This is a genomic window from Cellulomonas sp. P1_G12_2, from assembly GCF_056405535.1.
Map to the genome: position 1 here is coordinate 205,282 of NZ_JBFUBX010000001.1, position 15,114 is coordinate 220,395.

A 15,114-nucleotide genomic window follows, 5' to 3' on the forward strand; every position below is an offset into this window, starting at 1 on the left:
TCGGCCATTCACGGCAGCGCCTGGCCTTCGTAGCGTCGATCGCATGACCCCTGGCGCAGCACGTCCCACCGCCGTCGCCCCCGCGACGACCGCACTGTTCACCGGTGCGGCCCTGAGCAGTGCGGTGATCGCGACGACCAGCACGGTGGCCGCGCTGGTGGCGGTCGACGTCCTCGGACGAGCCTGGGGCGGGGTGCCCGGCACCGCGGCGGTCGTCGGGACCGGGCTCGGCGCCCTCCTGGTCACCGCACTCACCCACCGCGCCGGCACCGGGACCGCCCTGCGCCTCGGGTACCTGGCGAGCGCGCTCGGCGCCGCAGCCGGTGCCGTGGCCGTGCCGCTCGGACACATCCCGCTGCTCGTCGGCGCGATGCTCCTGATCGGCCTGGGGAACGCCGCCGCGCAGCTGTCCCGGTACGCGGCAGCTGAGCTGGTGCCCGCGGGACGGCGCGGCGTCGCCATCGGCCTGATCGTCTGGGCCGGCACCGTCGGGGCCGTGGGCGGCCCCCTGCTCCTGCTCCCCACCGCGCGCCTCGCCGAGGCGGTCGGACGGCCCGCTCTGTCCGGTGCGTTCCTGCTCAGCGTCCCGGCGGGACTGCTCGCCGCGCTGGCGGTGAGCGGGCTGCGCACGGCCAGGCGACCCCGCACCGGGCGCGGGGTACCTGTGCGGACCGTCCTGGGATCACCGGCCGGTCGCGACGGCCTCGCCGTGATGGTCACCGGCCAGGTCGTGATGGCCGCCGTGATGACGTCGGTGCCGGTCCAGCTCCACCTGCACCATCACGAGCTCGACGTCGTCGGCGTGATCCTCGCCGCCCACACGCTCGGCATGTTCGTCCTGTCGCCGCTCACGGGACGCCTCGTCGACCGCCTGGGCCCGGGGCGGGTGATGGCGCTCGGTCTCGGCACGCTGCTGGTCTCGACGGTCGTGGCCGCGTCCGGCTCCCTGGTCCCGCAGGCGGTGGGCCTGTTCGCGCTCGGCTACGGGTGGAACCTGTGCTTCGTCGGCGGCAGCGCGTCGCTGGCCGTCGGGTTGCCGGCGGAGCAGCGGACCGACGTGGAGGGCTCCGTCGAGGCCGTCGTGTGGGTCTCCGCGGCGGCCGGCACCCTCACCTCGACCGTGGTCCTCGCGCTCGCCGGGTGGTCCGCGTTGACCCTGGCGGCCGGCGCCCTCGTCGTCGTGCCCGCTCTCCTGGTGCTGGTCGACCGGCGGCGGACGCAGCCTCGACGTGCCGGATCTCCCGCCGAGACCCGGCGGTAGGCTGCCGAACGGCGGTGGTGGCCGACTGGCGGGGGGTTCGCTCGATGCCGTTGTGGCTGATCCTCACGCTCGCCGGGGTGGCGCTCGTGATCGGTGGCTTCGCCGGTCTGGGCACGATCCTGCTCTGGCTCGGCCTGATCATCGTCCTCACCGGCCTCGTCGGCGCCGTCATGACGCAGCGACGGAACCGACCATGACCCCGAGGCCGCCGCGGACCTGGCATCGTCGAGCCGCCCGGCTCGGCTGGGTCACCGCCGCGCTCGCCCTGGCCGCTGCACTGCTCCTGGGGTGGGCGATCTGGCTCCTGGCGACGAGTGCTCCGCCGATCGTCCCGGACGCCGAGATCGCGATCGCGATCCTGCCGGTGGACGTCGAGCTGAGAGCACCGCGACCGATCATCGTCCTGGCGGTGGGCCTGACGGTCGCAGCGTTCCTGGTCGCGATGACCGCTCAGCAGACTGCCGCCGCGATGCGCGTGCTGTCCTGGGGTCGCGGGCTCGAGCGACCGGTACCCCGAGCGACCGCCGTGCTGGGGCGTCGCGTCCTCGGCGCCGCGGCCACGCGCGCACTCGCGCTGGACGACCCGCCCGCCTGGCCGCGCTCCGCCATCCCCGCCGACGCCGACGCCGCGGGAGGGGTCGTGCGGTGCACCGTCCTGATCCCGGCGCACGACGAGCAGGCCGTGATCGGTCGGACCCTCACCTCGCTGCTCGGGCAGGTCCGCGCACCGGACCGCATTCTCGTCGTCGCGGACAACTGCGCCGACGCGACCGTGCAGATCGCTCGCGACCACGGCGTCGAGGTGGTCGAGACGGTCGACAACACGCAGGCCAAGGCCGGTGCGCTCAACCAGGTGCTGGCTCGCCTCCTGCCGGACGCCGGACCTGCGGACGTCGTGCTCGTGATGGATGCCGACTCGACGATCACTCCCGACTTCCTGGAGGTGGCGCTCGGCCGGCTGGAGGACGACCCCGACCTGATGGCGGTCGGCGGTCTGTTCTCCGGCGAGGACGGCGGGCGGCTCCTCGGGCAGATGCAGCGCAACGAGTTCGCCCGGTACCAGCGGGTGCTGCGTCGTCGGGAAGGGCGCGTGTTCGTCCTGACGGGCACCGCGTCGGTGATCCGCGCGTACGCGTTGCGTGCCGTCGCGGAGGCGAGGGGCTCGTTGATCCCCGGTCGGCCCGGCGACGTCTACGACACGCTGGCCATGACCGAGGACAACGAGCTCACCCTGGCGCTGAAGACGCTCGGGGCGGGGCTGGCGTCCCCGCCGGAGTGCCGGGTCGTCACGGAGGTCATGCCGACGTGGCGGGACCTGCGCCGGCAGCGCAACCGGTGGCAGCGCGGTGCGTTGGAGAACATCGCGGCCTACGGCCTGACGCGCACCACCGCCCACTACTGGTGGCAGCAGGTCGGGCTCGCGTACGGGGTCGTCGCGCTGAACTCCTTCCTCCTTCTCACGACGATCTCCCTGCTCGCGGCCGACGGGTTCCGCTGGTCGATGTTCTGGACCACGGTCGGGCTGGTCTTCCTGCTCGAGCGCGTCGTGACCGCCTGGGCGGAGGGGTGGCGCGGGCGGCTGGTGGCGTTGCCGCTGGTGCTCGAGCTGGGGTACGCGCTGTTCCTGCAGTCGACGTTCGTCACGTCGCTCGTGCAGATCGCGAGCGGGAAGAAGTCGGGGTGGAACTACGTCCCACGGACCACGGTCACCGCGCTCGCTCTGCCCCTGCTGCTCGCCGCGCCCCTGCTGGGCCAGTGGAACCCCCTGCCGTCCTCTGTCCTGGAGTCGACGTGGTTCGAGGCGTTGAGCCTGTTCGTCGGCGTGAACACATTGGTCTTCGCGGTGTTGAGCGTGTTCCAGCTGCTACCGCCGATCCGACGGTCGGTACACCGGATCCAGGCACGCCGGGCCGCTCGGCAGCGTCGGCGCACGTCTGCCGCGGTGCGCGCGTGATCGGGCTGTCCCGACCGCCGGCTCGGTAGCATGCGCGACATGCCCATCAGGCTCGAGAACGTCGGCATCGCGGTGCGCGATCTCGAGGCGACGATCTCGTTCTTCACCGACCTCGGCCTCACGGTCGTCGGCCGTGACACGGTCAGCGGTGAGTGGACCGACACGGCCGTCGGTCTCGACGGCAACCACGCCAAGATCGCGATGCTCCAGACGCCCGACGGTCACGGTCGCATCGAGCTCTTCGAGTACATCCACCCCGAAGCGATCGAGACGGAGCCCACTCGTCCGAACGAGATCGGCATGCACCGCGTCGCCTTCTCGGTCGACGACATCGACGCCGCCCTCGAGACTGCCGCGAGGCACGGTTACCGTCCGCTCCGCGGCGTGGCGACGTACGAGGACGTCTACAAGCTCACCTACCTCCGCGGTCCCAGCGGCATCCTCGTGATGCTCGCCGAGGAGCTGAAGAAGGCGTAGGGGGCCATGGCCCCAGCCGACCCGACCCGCGATACTGACACGACCGCCGCGATCGACGGTGGACGCGCCGGCCTCCGAAGGGACTCGACAGTGCCGGACAGGACAGAGGTCGGGACGGACTGGCGGGTCGTCGACGGCGCGGTGACGGCGTGGTTCGACGCGCCCTCGCTCACCGACGGGGCTGCGCTGGCCGGACGCATCGTGGAGCTGCCTGGCGAGATCGTGGTCGACCTGCGCGCGACAGGCGTGCGGGTGCGCCTCGACTCCGCCGAGCACGCCGAGACGGTGTCGGCGGCCGCGCGGGAGCTCGGGCTGGTGGCGAACCCTTCCGCGCTGCAGCACCTGAGCGTCGTGCTCGAGTCCGCGGACCCGGCTGCGGTCGGGCCGTTCTGGCAGCGCGCACTCGACTACGCGCCCGGCCCGGACAGCGGTCTGGCGGATCCGTTGCGGCGCGACCCCGCGATGCGGATCCGGCAGTCGAGCGAGCCACGGCCGTTGCGCAACCGCATCCACCTCGACGTGGTGCGGCCGGCCGCGGCGGTCGAGCAGGCGGGTCTGGGTGAGGCGTACGGAGCGTACGGGGTCTGTCACGCCGACCCCGACGGCAACGAGGTCGACCTGGTGCCGGGCGACGCGCTCGGCGAGGAGACCGGGACGGCCGACTGGCAGGCGGTGTTCAGTGCGATGGCGTGCTACCGCACCACCTCGCCGGCCCAGCAGCGTGACCTGGCCGTCACCGCAGCGGCGCTGGCCGACGACGCCGGCTTCCCGCTGCTGGTCGACCTGCGCCCGGGGCTCGTGATCCTCGACAGCGGCAAAGACCAGTGGGTGGACGATGCCCACGGCCTCGAGCTCGACTTCACCGACCTCGCCCGTAACCTCCAGACCGCTGCCCGCGAGTTCGGGGCCACGGCGGACCCGGGGCTGCCACGCTTCGTCCAGCTCTTCTTCGACGCCGCCGACGTCGCCGCGGTCCGCGCGTTCTGGGTCGCCGCCCTCGGCTACACCCCCGACCGGCGAGACTGGAACACCGACATCGTCGATCCGTGGCGGCTGAACCCGGTGCTGGTGTTCCAGGACATCGACACGTCGGAGACGGAGCGTCGCCGGCAGCGCAACCGCATCCACGTCGAGCTCGCCGTGCCGTCGGACCTCGCGCAGACGCGCCTCGCCACGAGCATCGCAGCCGGTGGCCGGATCCTGGACGAGTCGGAGGGTAGGTGGCGGGTCGCCGACCCCGAGGGCAACGAGCTGGTGGTCGTCAGCGGGGCCTGAGCCCGGGCGTCACTGCAGCGTGTAGCCGCCGCGGACGACCTTGAGCGGCAGACCGTCCAGCTCGTCGGCGTCCAGCTCGGCGGGGAGCTCGGCGTCCGGGGAGACGGTGACCTCGAGCACCAGACCGGAGTCGGTCTGCTTCACGCCGACCGCGTTGACGCCTGCGAGATCGATGAGCCGCGCCTCGTGCTCGCGCTGGACGGCGACGGCCTCGTCATACGTGAGTGCCATCGCACCATCGTCCCACTCGTGCCGAGGCGCCGCCCGCCGTCGTCGGACGTATCTCCCTCACCGAGGGTGCGCTCCTGTCCCATGGGTGGGTGTCTGCCCATCCGACGGTGGTGCATACGAGGGGGTAAGCCATGCCATCCATTGCGGAGCTGGTCGCCATCAAGGAGCGCGTCGAGGCGGAGTACCTCGCACGGCCCGGCGTGACCGGCATCGATGTCGGGTACAAGGTCGTGGGGGGCGTCCAGACGGACGAGGTCGCCATCCGGGTCCACGTCGAGAAGAAGAAGGCCAGCGTGCCGAAGGCGCAGCTGGTTCCGGCGACGATCGACGGCGCTGTCACGGACGTGCTCGAGCGCACCTACGAGCTGCAGGTCGTCCGCGAGCCGCTGGACTTCAGCGCCCAGGCGGACACGACTCACTACGCCACCCTCCAGGGCGGCATCAGCATCGGCCCGAGCAGGGCGATCGGCGGCTTCGTCTTCGCCGGAACGTTGGGCGCGATCGTCACGGACAACGTCAGCGGCAAGAAGGCGGCAGTGACCAACTTCCACGTGGCGTGCGTGGACAGCGGGTGGGCCGTGGGCGACCGTCAGGTACAGCCCAGCCGCGTCGACACGGGCACGGTGCCCGGCGACGAGTTCGGGGCGATCCTGCGAGCCGTCCTGTCGTCGCACGTGGACGGCGCAGTCATCTCGATCGATGCGGGCAAGACGACGGCGGGGACGATCGTCGACATCGGGACGGTCAACGGCACCAAGCCGGCGACGCTCGGGATGGTGGTCCGCAAGCGCGGACGCACCACCGGTCTGACGCACGGTTCCGTCGACGGGCTGTCGCTCACCGTGAACGTCGACTACGGCGACGGCCTCGGCGTCCACACCCTCACCAACCAGGTGAGCATCGCCACCGACACCGCACAGAACCCGCTGTTCTCCGACCACGGCGACTCCGGTTCCGTCATCGTCGACTCGACCGGTGCGGTCGTGGCCCTGCTGTTCGCCGGATCCGGCACGAACACCGTCGGCAACCCGATCGCGAGCGTCCTGTCCGAGCTGAACATCGCCATCCCCAAGGGGAAGTCGATCATCAAGGACATCAAGGACGGTCGCAAGGACATCATCAAGGACAAGGACAAGGAGCTCCGCAAGGACTTCATCAAGGACAAGGAGCTGAGGAAGGAAGTCATCAAGGACAAGGAGCTCAAGAAGGAGCTCATCATCGACGGGAAGCGGCTCAAGGACATCAAGGACGTGTTCAAGTCGCCCGACATCCCCGGCCACCCGGGTGACCCCGGCGACGGTCCGGGCTTCGGTGGTGGCTTCGACGACCGCCTGGCCGAGCTCGAGGGCCGACTCGGCTCGCTCGAGAGCTTCATCTCGCCCGAGCTCCGCCCGGACCTGACCTCCAGCGCGTTCAGCGCCGAGGAGGAGCTCTCGACCGACGAGATCGCAGCACTGCGTGCCGAGGCCGAACGTCAGGTCGCCGACGCCGCGGCCGCGAAGTCCGACCTCGACAACCTTCTGGGCTGAGCAGACGGCGACCCGGCCGGTGACGACCTCACCGGCCGGGTCCCTACCGAGGGGAACCCCATGTTCGTCGTCCTGTGCGACCTCGACGACAGTGCTGCTCTCTGGCTGGACTCGCGATTCCGCGACCTCGGTCAGAGCTGCACGCTCGTCACCTCCGGCCTGCTGTCGTTCGCTCGGCGACGATCGCAGTGGATCGGCCGCGACGGCACCCGAGCCGTCGTCGACCTCGGCGAGGCCAGCGTGATCGACCAGCCCGACCTCGTCGTCAACCGCCTCCTGTCACCACCCGTCGCCGCCTGGCAGTGGGCGAAGCCGGGCGAGCGCGACTACGCCGGGGCGGAGATGACCGCGTTCACGCTCAGCTGGCTCGCGGCCGTGCCAGGGGCGGTCCGCAACCGTCCGTCCCCCACCTGCCTCGCCGGCCCGTCGCCGCACCCGCTGCGCGCCGCCGTCGTCGCGCACCGCGCAGGGCTCGACGTGCCGGACGCCGACTTCGCTGCCGGCACGTCCACGCTCCAGCTCCTCGAGGCCGCGGTGCGCCGCGCCGGGCCGGCCGCGCACGTCCTGCACCTCGTCGTCCTCGACGGCCGGATCGCGGATGCCGACCGCGTCGAGCGACGGGTCGGCGCACGGATGCCCGAGGGCTTCTCGTCGGCGGTCACCCGCTTCGCTGCCGCCGTCGGTGCCGCCGAGGGCCTGATCGGCATCGACGTCGTGGTCGCGGGGAGCCGGTGGTGGTTCGCGGGCATGACGCCGTTGCCCGACCTGATGGTCGCGGGCGACGCCCTCGTCCAGGATCTGATCGGGCTTGTGGAGAAGGTGCCGGCATGAGCGTCATGGTGTGGGGAGTGCCGACGGAGAGTCCGGTCGAGCTCCTGCTGGGGGCCCTGGCCCGTCGCGGCGCAGACCCGGTGGTGGTCCACCCCCGTCAGTTCCTGGAGCAGAGCGTCGACGTCCACCTCTCGGGCGGAGAGCTGCGCGGCTCGATCCGGGTCGGAGATCGGACGACTGATCTCGGCGACATCGGCGGCGCCTACGTGCGGCCGATCGAGCCGGAGCTCGTTCCGGAGCTCAAGGGCGTGCCTGCCGACGACCCCGCGATGCAGCGCGCTCGTGCGGAGTTCGACGCGCTGATGGCCTTCACCGAGGCCGCTCCTGACGCGCTGGGCTGCAGGGTCGCGAGCCGGCTGTCCGCCATGGCCTCCAACATGTCGAAGCCGTACCAGGCGCAGCTGGTCCAGCAGGGCGGGTTCGACACCCCCGAGACGGTCGTCACCGACGACCCGGACGAGGCGCGGGCGTTCGTGCGCGCGCACCGCGGAGCGATCTACAAGTCGGTCAGCGGGGTCCGCTCGATCGTCAGCATCGTGGACCTGGACCGCGACGCCGAGCGGCTGGAGCTGATCCGCTGGTGCCCCGTGCAGTTCCAGGAGAACGTCCGTGGGAGGGACGTGCGCGTCCATGTGGTCGGCGACGAGGTGTACGCCGCGATCGTCGACTCCTCCGCGACCGACTACCGCTACGCCCGCGCCCAGGTGGGCGAGGACGCCGAGCTCGCGCCGTACGCGCTGCCCGACGACGTCGCCGAGCGGTGCGTCGGTCTCGCCCGCAACCTCGACCTGCCGTTCGCCGGAGTCGACCTAAAGCTCGCGGACGACGGCCGCATCGTGTGCTTCGAGGTCAACCCGTCCCCGGGCTACTCCTGGTACGAGACGGCCGCGGGGCTGCCGATCTCCGACGCGCTCGCCCGGTGGCTGATGCGGGCCGCGTAGCGAGCGCCCTGCCGGGCCGCAATGGGATGCTGGCCGCATGCTCGAGGCGCTCACCGGCACCGGCCTGGCCACCGCGGCCGGTCTCAACGCGTACATCCCGCTGCTGGTCATCGGCGCGCTCGCGCGGTGGACGGACCTCATGGACACACCTGCCGGGTGGGAGTGGCTCACGAACGGCTGGGTCCTGGCCGTGCTGGCCGTGCTCCTGGCGCTCGAGGTCGTCGCCGACAAGATCCCCGGCGTCGACAGCGTCAACGACGTGGTGCAGACGGTCGTGCGGCCCGTCGCGGGTGGCATCGCGTTCGGTGCGGGCTCGAGCTCCCAGACCGCCGTCGTCACGGATCCCGAGGCGTTCGTCGAGTCCGGCCAGTGGGTCCCGATCGTCATCGGGATCGTCCTGGCGCTCGTCGTGCACGGTGCGAAGGCCACCGTGCGGCCTGTCGTCAACGTCACGACCCTCGGCGCCGGGGCACCCGTGGTGAGCACCGTCGAGGACGTGACGAGCGTCGGGCTGTCGTTCGCGGCGATCCTGGCGCCCCTGCTGGTCCTGGTCGGGCTGGTCGGGCTCGTCCTGGTGTGGCTCCGCTTCCGCCGACGACGCAGGCGCGGCGGGCTGCCGCGGGAGACTTCGAGCGAGGTTTCGCCGCCACAACCCCCCGTCGACGTCCCGTAGCCGCTGCGCGCGAGCAGCGCGACCCGCTCACGCCGAGCGGCGGTGCCCACACGGCGCCCTGGCCGCGTGTGACGCTTTCCCTGCGAGGTCGCTTGGACGAGGGGGTGGTCGCGTGGGAGGTGCCGTTGGTGGTGTGCTGGCGATCGCGACCCTGGTGCTCTTGTGTGCCGTGCCGGTCCTTCTGTCGGTGCGACGGCTGGCCGTCGACGAGGTGGTGACCCTCGAGCCGGCCGAGGGAACGTGCGGGCTGGCGATTCACCCCGCACGTGGGCACCGGCTGCTTCCCCTGCTGGCGCTGGCCTTCGCCGTCGGCATGCTGGCTGTCGGTGTCGGGTACCTTCGGTCGGCACCGTACGCGGCCGCGTCGTTCCTCGTTGTCGGTGCGTACCTCGTCTACCTGAGCTGGGCGCGCGCCACCGGACGGGCCGGCGACGGGACGCTGACGCTCACCCCGGAGGGCATGCACCAGCTGTGGGCCGGGTCAGACGTCTTCGTGCCGTGGGACGACGTGCGCGGTCTGGTCACGACGCCTAAGGAGCTCATCGTCGAGACGCGCCGCCCCGCGCGACGCCGTCGCACGCTGCCGCTGCTCGGCGGACGCCGCAAGGTCGTCCAGGCTGACGCCGTCTCGATCCCCCATGCCTTCCTCCCGCCGCTGCCGTACCAGGAGATGGTGGAGCTGTACGCCACGACCCCCGGGTCGAGGCAGGAGCTGGCCACCGACGAACCGGTGGAGCGGGCACGGCGACTCCTGCGAGAGGACCGGGCTCGCCGGGCGTCCGAGACGTCATAGCGGCCCGCTGTGCCCGGCGTCCTCACCGGTCGATGCTTGCCATGTTGGCTTCGTCGTGGCGCTCGCCCACGGCGGGGGCGAGGGTGTCCAACCGGTGGAGCTGGCCGGGCGTCAGGGTGATGAGGTCGGCCGCGGTGTTCTCCTCGACCCGGGTGACGCGGCGGGTGCCGGGGATGGGGGCGATGTCGGCGCCGCGGGTCAGCAGCCAGGCCAGTGCGGTCTGCGCAGGGGTAGCGCCGTTCTCGGCGCCGATGGCCCTCACCTCGTCGACGATCGCCAGGTTGCGGTGGAAGTTCTCGCCGGTGAACCGGGGGTTGGTCCTGCGCCAGTCGTCGTCGGCGAAGTCGTCGACGGTGCGGATCTGCCCGGTGAGCAGGCCGTGGCCCAGCGGGGAGTAGGGGACGAGACCGATGCCCAGCTCGCGGAGCAGCGGCAGGATCTCGTCGTCCACGTCTCGGGTCCACAGCGAGTACTCGGTCTGCAGCGCGGCGACCGGGTGGACCGCATGCGCTCGGCGGATCGTGGCCGGCGCGGCCTCGGACAGGCCGAAGTGCAGGACCTTGCCCTCGGCGACCAGCTCGCCGACCGCGGCGGCAGTCTCCTCGATGGGCGTGCTCGGATCCACGCGGTGCTGGTAGTACAGATCGATGCGGTCCGTGCCGAGCCGCTGGAGCGACCCTTCGACCGCAGCCCTGATGTTGGCGGCGCTGCTGTCCAGCGCACCGGGACCTCCGCCCGCATGGGACACCAGACCGAACTTGGTGGCGATGACGACGTCGTCGCGCCGGCCGACCACGGCCTTGCCCACGACCTCCTCGCTGTGGAAGGGGCCGTAGATCTCCGCCGTGTCGATATGGGTCACGCCCAGGTCCAGGGCGCGGTGGATGGTGCGGATGGACTCGGCGTCGTCGACAGCGCCCTCCGAGGTGTAGGTGCCGGCCATGGTCATGGCGCCGAGGCCGATGCGGGAGACATCGAGAGCGCCGAGGTGGGCGTTGCGCATGTGGGTCGTGCTCCTTCGGGGTCGTGGAGTGCGGTTCGCGTACCCGCCGGCCAGCAGTCGCGGCGCATGGTCTCCGCGCGGGCCGCTCGACCTCGGGTCCGCCGCCAGGAGCGGCACGCGTTCCATGCAACCCGCGAGGAGACCAGCGAAGAAGTCACTGCGGGAAGGCGTACCGACAGCCCACCCCAGGACCCGCGGACGCGATCTACGGTGGCGACGTGGACAACCGAGACGAGGTCAAGGACTTCCTGCGCACCCGCCGAGCCCGACTCAGTCCCACAGACGCCGGACTGACCGCGTTCGCGAGCAACCGGCGTGTGCCCGGCCTGAAGCGCGGTGAGGTCGCCGACCTGGCCGGCGTCAGTGTCGAGTACTACGCCCAGCTCGAACGCGGCAACCTGGCCGGCGTCTCCGACAGCGTCCTGGACTCCCTGGCCCGCGCGCTGCAGCTCGACGAGGCAGAACGCACCCACCTGGCCGATCTGGCCCGCGAAGCCGGCCCCGGCACCAGGCAGCGCCGCACGCCGACACCTGCCAAGATCCGCCCCGGCGTGCAACGGCTGCTCGACCTCGTGGGCCAGACCGTGCCCGTCATCGTGAACAACGGGCGCCTCGACCTGGTCGCCGCCAACGCCCTTGGGCGCGCCCTGTTCTCGCCGGTGTACGCGACACCGCACCACCAAGGTGCCCCCGCCAACCACGCACGGTTCACGTTCCTCGACGATCGGGCTCGCGACTTCTGGATCGACTGGGAACGCGCCGCCGACGACTCCGTCTCCCAGCTGCGGACCGAAGCCGGCCGTGATCCCTACGACCGCGCCCTGACCGACCTGGTGGGCGAGCTCAGCACCCAGAGCCTGCCGTTCCGCACCCGGTGGGCCGCGCACGACGTGCGCCTGCACCGCACCGGCCGCAAACACGTCCGCCACCCGGTGGTCGGCGAGCTGCACCTGGACTTCGAGGTGCTCGACCTGGCCGCCGACCCCGGCCTGACCCTGATCACCTTCACCAGCCCGGCCGGCTCACCCGACGCGGACGCCATCCGCATGCTGGCGAGCTGGGCAGCGACCAGCAGCGAGACCGCACCGAACGCGGGTCGCCCGTCGTAGCCACGACACCCGGCCAGGTCAGACTTCGACTGATCGGCTCGCGGCTGAGCCAGGAGGCTGTCGAGCGGCGCTCAGCGACCCGCGGCGTCGAACGCGGGCGCGAACCGCAGCTCGCCACGCGGCGAGGGGCCCGAGAAGGTGATGTGCTCGACGACCGCTCGGTCCAGTTCAGAACCCTCCGACTCGCATCTACGAGTTCGCTGAGCAAGAACGTCAGGCCTGCATGTCCACGAAGCGCGAGTAGTGACCCTGGAACGCCACGACGAGGGTGTCCGTCGGACCGTTTCGGTGCTTGGCCACGATCAGGTCGGCCTCCCCGGCGCGGGGTGACTCCTTCTCGTACGCGTCCTCGCGGTGGAGCAGGATGACGATGTCGGCGTCCTGCTCGATGGATCCCGACTCACGCAGGTCGCTCATCTGCGGGCGCTTGTCGGTGCGCTGCTCGGCGCCACGGTTCAGCTGCGAGATGGCGATGACCGGGACCTCGAGCTCCTTGGCCAGCAGCTTGAGCGCTCGGGAGAACTCCGAGACCTCCTGCTGGCGGGACTCGACGCGCTTCCCGGAGGACATCAGCTGCAGGTAGTCGATTACCACGAGCTTGAGGTCGTGCTTCTGCTTGAGCCGTCGGCACTTGGCGCGAATCTCCATGAGCGACATGTTGGGGGAGTCGTCGATGAACAGCGGTGCCTCGGAGATCTTGCCCATGGTGGCGGCGATCTTGGCCCAGTCGTCCTCGCCCATCTGACCGTTGCGCAGCTTCTGCAGGTGCACGCGCGCCTCGGCCGAGAGCAGACGCATCGTGATCTCATTGCGGCTCATCTCGAGCGAGAAGACGACGGACGTCATCCCATGCTTGATCGACGCCGACCGGACGATGTCGATGCCCATCGTCGAGTTGTGCGTCGGGATCATCGCGTCGCCCGCGAGGTACAGGTGCGACGCATGGTCGATCTCGACGCAGCGCACGGGCACGGTGTCGATCGGCTCGACCGAGACGATGTACCGCTGGGTCAGCCGTGGGGTCGACGGACGGCGGCGCTCCTTGTGCACCAGGCGCTTGCGCTCGAGGGCGAACACCTCGTCGTCCGTCGTGAAGGTCAGCGTGTAGGCGACCGACGAGTCCTCGGTCCGGCCCGCGACCCGCTTGGTCGACCAGCCCGTGCGGTAGCCCAAGGAGTGCACGAGCTCCCGGACGTCCTCGGCCAGCCGACGGCTGGTCAGCGCGATCTGCGGCGATCCCGTCGGGTTGACCGTGCCGTCGGTGTCGAGCAGGCCGGCGAGCAGGTCACGCCGCTGCTGCTCGCTGGCGCGCAGGTAGGTCGACGGGATGTGCTTGTTCCCCAGCACGCCGAGCGTGCGAAGCCGACCGTGGATCGTGCCGTTCGCGTCGTGGCACGGCTGGCAGCGCAGCAGTCCGGTGGTCTCGACCCCGCAGTCCGGGCAGGTGGGCACCGCGACGGGGCCGGACAGCGCCTTGACCTTGCCGCCGCACGACCGCCCACACGTGCGGACCTGGGACCGCTGCGGCACGAACGACGCCCCGCAGACCTCGCAGGCGCGCGACGCGATCGGGTCGACGGGCAGCTGGATCGAGTACAGACGCGCGGCACCGGGGCCGGCCGGGGCCGCTCGTGAGACCAGGCCACGACCCTCGATGAGCATCGCGATCTCGGGGTCCGCGCTGGTGAACCGTGCCGACGCGGAGTGGCCGTCGCCTAGCCACACGCCGAGCGCGTACGGGTCGATCGGCAGGTCAGCCTCGGGCAGCCGCAGTGCCGCCGTGGTGGCCACCGAGTGGTTCGCGCGGGCGTCGCCGGTCGCGCACCGCAGCGTCGCGTGGATCTCCTCGGTTGTCCGGATCGCCGACAGACCGGCGTTCCGCCGACGCTCCGCGCGCGTGCTGGTGGACCACTGGTGCAGGGCGTCGGCGACGATCTGGCTGCCGTCGTCGAAGGTCACGCGGTAGGTCGGCCGGTCGGTGAGAACCTCGGTCGCGGCGACGACCCTGGTCGGCGTCCCGTCGGAGGCGAGCAGCTGGTCCCCGACCTGGACCTCACCCATCGTCGTCCAGCCCGTCGGCGTGGGCAGCGGCGTGTCGAGTGCCAGCGCCTTGCCGATGGCCGGACGTGCTGCGAGCACGATCATCTGGCCCGGGTGCAGCCCGTTGGTGAGCCGGTCCAGGTCCGAGAACCCCGTCGGCACGCCGATCATGCCCTCGCCGCGGTGGCCGGCGGCCTCGATCTCGTCGACCGCCCCGCCGATGATGTCGCCCAGGATCATGTAGTCCTCGGACGACCGTCGCTCGGTGACCGCGTAGACCTCCGCCTGCGCGTTGTTCACGATCTCGTCGACGTCGCCGCCGTCGGTGCCGTAGCCGAGCTGCACGATGCGCGTGCCGGCCTCGACGAGCTTGCGGAGCACCGACCGCTCCCGCACGATCCGGGCGTAGTAGCCGGCGTTCGCGGCGGTGGGGACCGACGAGATGAGCGTGTGCAGGTACGGGGCCCCGCCGATGCGCTGGATCTCGCCGCGCTTGGTCAGCTCGTCCGCGACCGTGATGGCGTCGGCCGGTTCGCCGCGGCCGTACAGGTCGATGATCGCGTCGTACACGACCTCGTGCGCCGGGCGGTAGAAGTCGGTGCCGCGGATCTGCTCGACGACGTCGGCGATCGCGTCCTTGGAGATCATCATGCCGCCGAGCACCGAGCGCTCGGCGTCGAGGTCCTGCGGAGGGGTCCGGTCATAGCCGCCGCCACCGCCGCGGTGGGTGCCCGACGGCGCGCCGTACTCGAGCTCCTCGATCGTCACCTGGTCCCCATCGTCGTCGTCGTACACATGTTCCATGGGGGGTCTGACACTGGCAGGTCCCGCACACGCGACGTTAGGGGTCCTGAGGAGCGCCGCCAAACCGGCTCGCGGGCCTGTGGGCGACACGGCCCGCACCTGTGGGAGGACACCGGCGCGTCTGTGGAGGAACGCTCGCCTACTGTGAGTCGCGCTGTGGATCGTGTCCGATTTTGTCCACAGGCCGTGGACA

The 15,114-nt window shown here is 71.3% G+C and carries 14 protein-coding genes; 11 read left to right on the forward strand and 3 right to left on the reverse strand.

Annotated elements, in window-relative coordinates:
• The first annotated feature begins 43 nt into the window (after window positions 1-43).
• The 5 genes from AC1DXT_RS01105 to AC1DXT_RS01125 all read left to right on the forward strand — a co-directional run bounded on the left by AC1DXT_RS01105 (window position 44) and on the right by AC1DXT_RS01125 (window position 4,967).
• A complete protein-coding gene (locus AC1DXT_RS01105) occupies window positions 44-1,261 on the forward strand; it encodes an MFS transporter (protein ID WP_477059545.1) in 1,218 nt (405 codons plus the stop codon).
• A gap of 44 nt (window positions 1,262-1,305) precedes the next feature.
• A complete protein-coding gene (locus tag AC1DXT_RS01110; RefSeq protein ID WP_477059546.1) occupies window positions 1,306-1,458 on the forward strand; it encodes a hypothetical protein in 153 nt (50 codons plus the stop codon).
• Complete coding sequence (locus AC1DXT_RS01115) at window positions 1,455-3,215, forward strand: glycosyltransferase family 2 protein (protein ID WP_477059547.1); 1,761 nt, start codon at window positions 1,455-1,457, stop codon at window positions 3,213-3,215. The genes AC1DXT_RS01110 and AC1DXT_RS01115 overlap by 4 nt, the downstream gene beginning before the upstream one ends.
• 39 nt (window positions 3,216-3,254) lie before the next feature.
• Window positions 3,255-3,692, forward strand: a complete 438-nt coding sequence (locus AC1DXT_RS01120; protein WP_477059548.1) for a VOC family protein — start codon at window positions 3,255-3,257, stop codon at window positions 3,690-3,692.
• 90 nt (window positions 3,693-3,782) lie between these two features.
• Window positions 3,783-4,967, forward strand: a complete 1,185-nt coding sequence (locus AC1DXT_RS01125; protein WP_477059549.1) for a VOC family protein — start codon at window positions 3,783-3,785, stop codon at window positions 4,965-4,967.
• Window positions 4,968-4,976: 9 nt separating this feature from the next.
• Here the strand turns inward: AC1DXT_RS01125 and AC1DXT_RS01130 are convergent, their stop codons facing one another.
• Window positions 4,977-5,198 carry a hypothetical protein gene (locus tag AC1DXT_RS01130; protein WP_477059550.1) on the reverse strand — a complete coding sequence of 74 codons (222 nt, stop codon included), beginning with the start codon at window positions 5,196-5,198 and terminating at the stop codon, window positions 4,977-4,979.
• A 131-nt stretch (window positions 5,199-5,329) separates the two neighbouring features.
• Between AC1DXT_RS01130 and AC1DXT_RS01135 the strand changes: the two genes are divergently transcribed.
• From AC1DXT_RS01135 to AC1DXT_RS01155, 5 genes are all read left to right on the forward strand, one after another.
• A complete protein-coding gene (locus AC1DXT_RS01135) occupies window positions 5,330-6,727 on the forward strand; it encodes a chymotrypsin family serine protease (protein ID WP_477059551.1) in 1,398 nt (465 codons plus the stop codon).
• A 60-nt stretch (window positions 6,728-6,787) separates the two neighbouring features.
• Complete coding sequence (locus tag AC1DXT_RS01140) at window positions 6,788-7,558, forward strand: hypothetical protein (RefSeq protein WP_477059552.1); 771 nt, start codon at window positions 6,788-6,790, stop codon at window positions 7,556-7,558.
• Window positions 7,555-8,499, forward strand: coding sequence for an ATP-grasp domain-containing protein (locus AC1DXT_RS01145; RefSeq protein WP_477059553.1), 945 nt, complete (start codon window positions 7,555-7,557; stop codon window positions 8,497-8,499). Before AC1DXT_RS01140 ends, AC1DXT_RS01145 begins: the two co-directional genes overlap by 4 nt.
• Before the next feature lie 37 nt (window positions 8,500-8,536).
• Window positions 8,537-9,172: a DUF4126 domain-containing protein gene (locus AC1DXT_RS01150; protein WP_477059554.1), complete on the forward strand. Its 636-nt coding sequence runs from the start codon at window positions 8,537-8,539 to the stop codon at window positions 9,170-9,172.
• 112 nt (window positions 9,173-9,284) lie between these two features.
• A complete protein-coding gene (locus tag AC1DXT_RS01155; RefSeq protein WP_477059555.1) occupies window positions 9,285-9,965 on the forward strand; it encodes a hypothetical protein in 681 nt (226 codons plus the stop codon).
• 22 nt (window positions 9,966-9,987) lie between these two features.
• Here the strand turns inward: AC1DXT_RS01155 and AC1DXT_RS01160 are convergent, their stop codons facing one another.
• The gene (locus AC1DXT_RS01160; protein ID WP_477059556.1) at window positions 9,988-10,968 is read right to left on the reverse strand and encodes an aldo/keto reductase; all 981 of its coding nucleotides are present in this window, start codon (window positions 10,966-10,968) and stop codon (window positions 9,988-9,990) included.
• Between the two features lie 218 nt (window positions 10,969-11,186).
• Between AC1DXT_RS01160 and AC1DXT_RS01165 the strand changes: the two genes are divergently transcribed.
• Entirely contained in the window at window positions 11,187-12,077 is an 891-nt protein-coding gene (locus AC1DXT_RS01165; protein ID WP_477059557.1) for a helix-turn-helix domain-containing protein, read from the forward strand.
• 213 nt (window positions 12,078-12,290) lie between these two features.
• Here AC1DXT_RS01165 and dnaB read toward each other — a convergent pair whose 3' ends face one another.
• A complete protein-coding gene (gene dnaB / locus AC1DXT_RS01170; protein WP_477059558.1) occupies window positions 12,291-14,885 on the reverse strand; it encodes a replicative DNA helicase in 2,595 nt (864 codons plus the stop codon).
• Window positions 14,886-15,114: the final 229 nt, after the last annotated feature.

What these genes read in the sequence shown, in the direction of transcription:
- AC1DXT_RS01105 (WP_477059545.1), top strand. Translation starts at nt 44, where the DNA reads ATGACCCCTGGCGCAGCACGTCCCACCGCCGTCGCCCCCGCGACGACC.
- AC1DXT_RS01110 (WP_477059546.1), top strand. Translation starts at nt 1,306, where the DNA reads ATGCCGTTGTGGCTGATCCTCACGCTCGCCGGGGTGGCGCTCGTGATC.
- AC1DXT_RS01115 (WP_477059547.1), top strand. Translation starts at nt 1,455, where the DNA reads ATGACCCCGAGGCCGCCGCGGACCTGGCATCGTCGAGCCGCCCGGCTC.
- AC1DXT_RS01120 (WP_477059548.1), top strand. Translation starts at nt 3,255, where the DNA reads ATGCCCATCAGGCTCGAGAACGTCGGCATCGCGGTGCGCGATCTCGAG.
- AC1DXT_RS01130 (WP_477059550.1), bottom strand. Translation starts at nt 5,198, where the DNA reads ATGGCACTCACGTATGACGAGGCCGTCGCCGTCCAGCGCGAGCACGAG.
- AC1DXT_RS01135 (WP_477059551.1), top strand. Translation starts at nt 5,330, where the DNA reads ATGCCATCCATTGCGGAGCTGGTCGCCATCAAGGAGCGCGTCGAGGCG.
- AC1DXT_RS01140 (WP_477059552.1), top strand. Translation starts at nt 6,788, where the DNA reads ATGTTCGTCGTCCTGTGCGACCTCGACGACAGTGCTGCTCTCTGGCTG.
- AC1DXT_RS01145 (WP_477059553.1), top strand. Translation starts at nt 7,555, where the DNA reads ATGAGCGTCATGGTGTGGGGAGTGCCGACGGAGAGTCCGGTCGAGCTC.
- AC1DXT_RS01150 (WP_477059554.1), top strand. Translation starts at nt 8,537, where the DNA reads ATGCTCGAGGCGCTCACCGGCACCGGCCTGGCCACCGCGGCCGGTCTC.
- AC1DXT_RS01160 (WP_477059556.1), bottom strand. Translation starts at nt 10,968, where the DNA reads ATGCGCAACGCCCACCTCGGCGCTCTCGATGTCTCCCGCATCGGCCTC.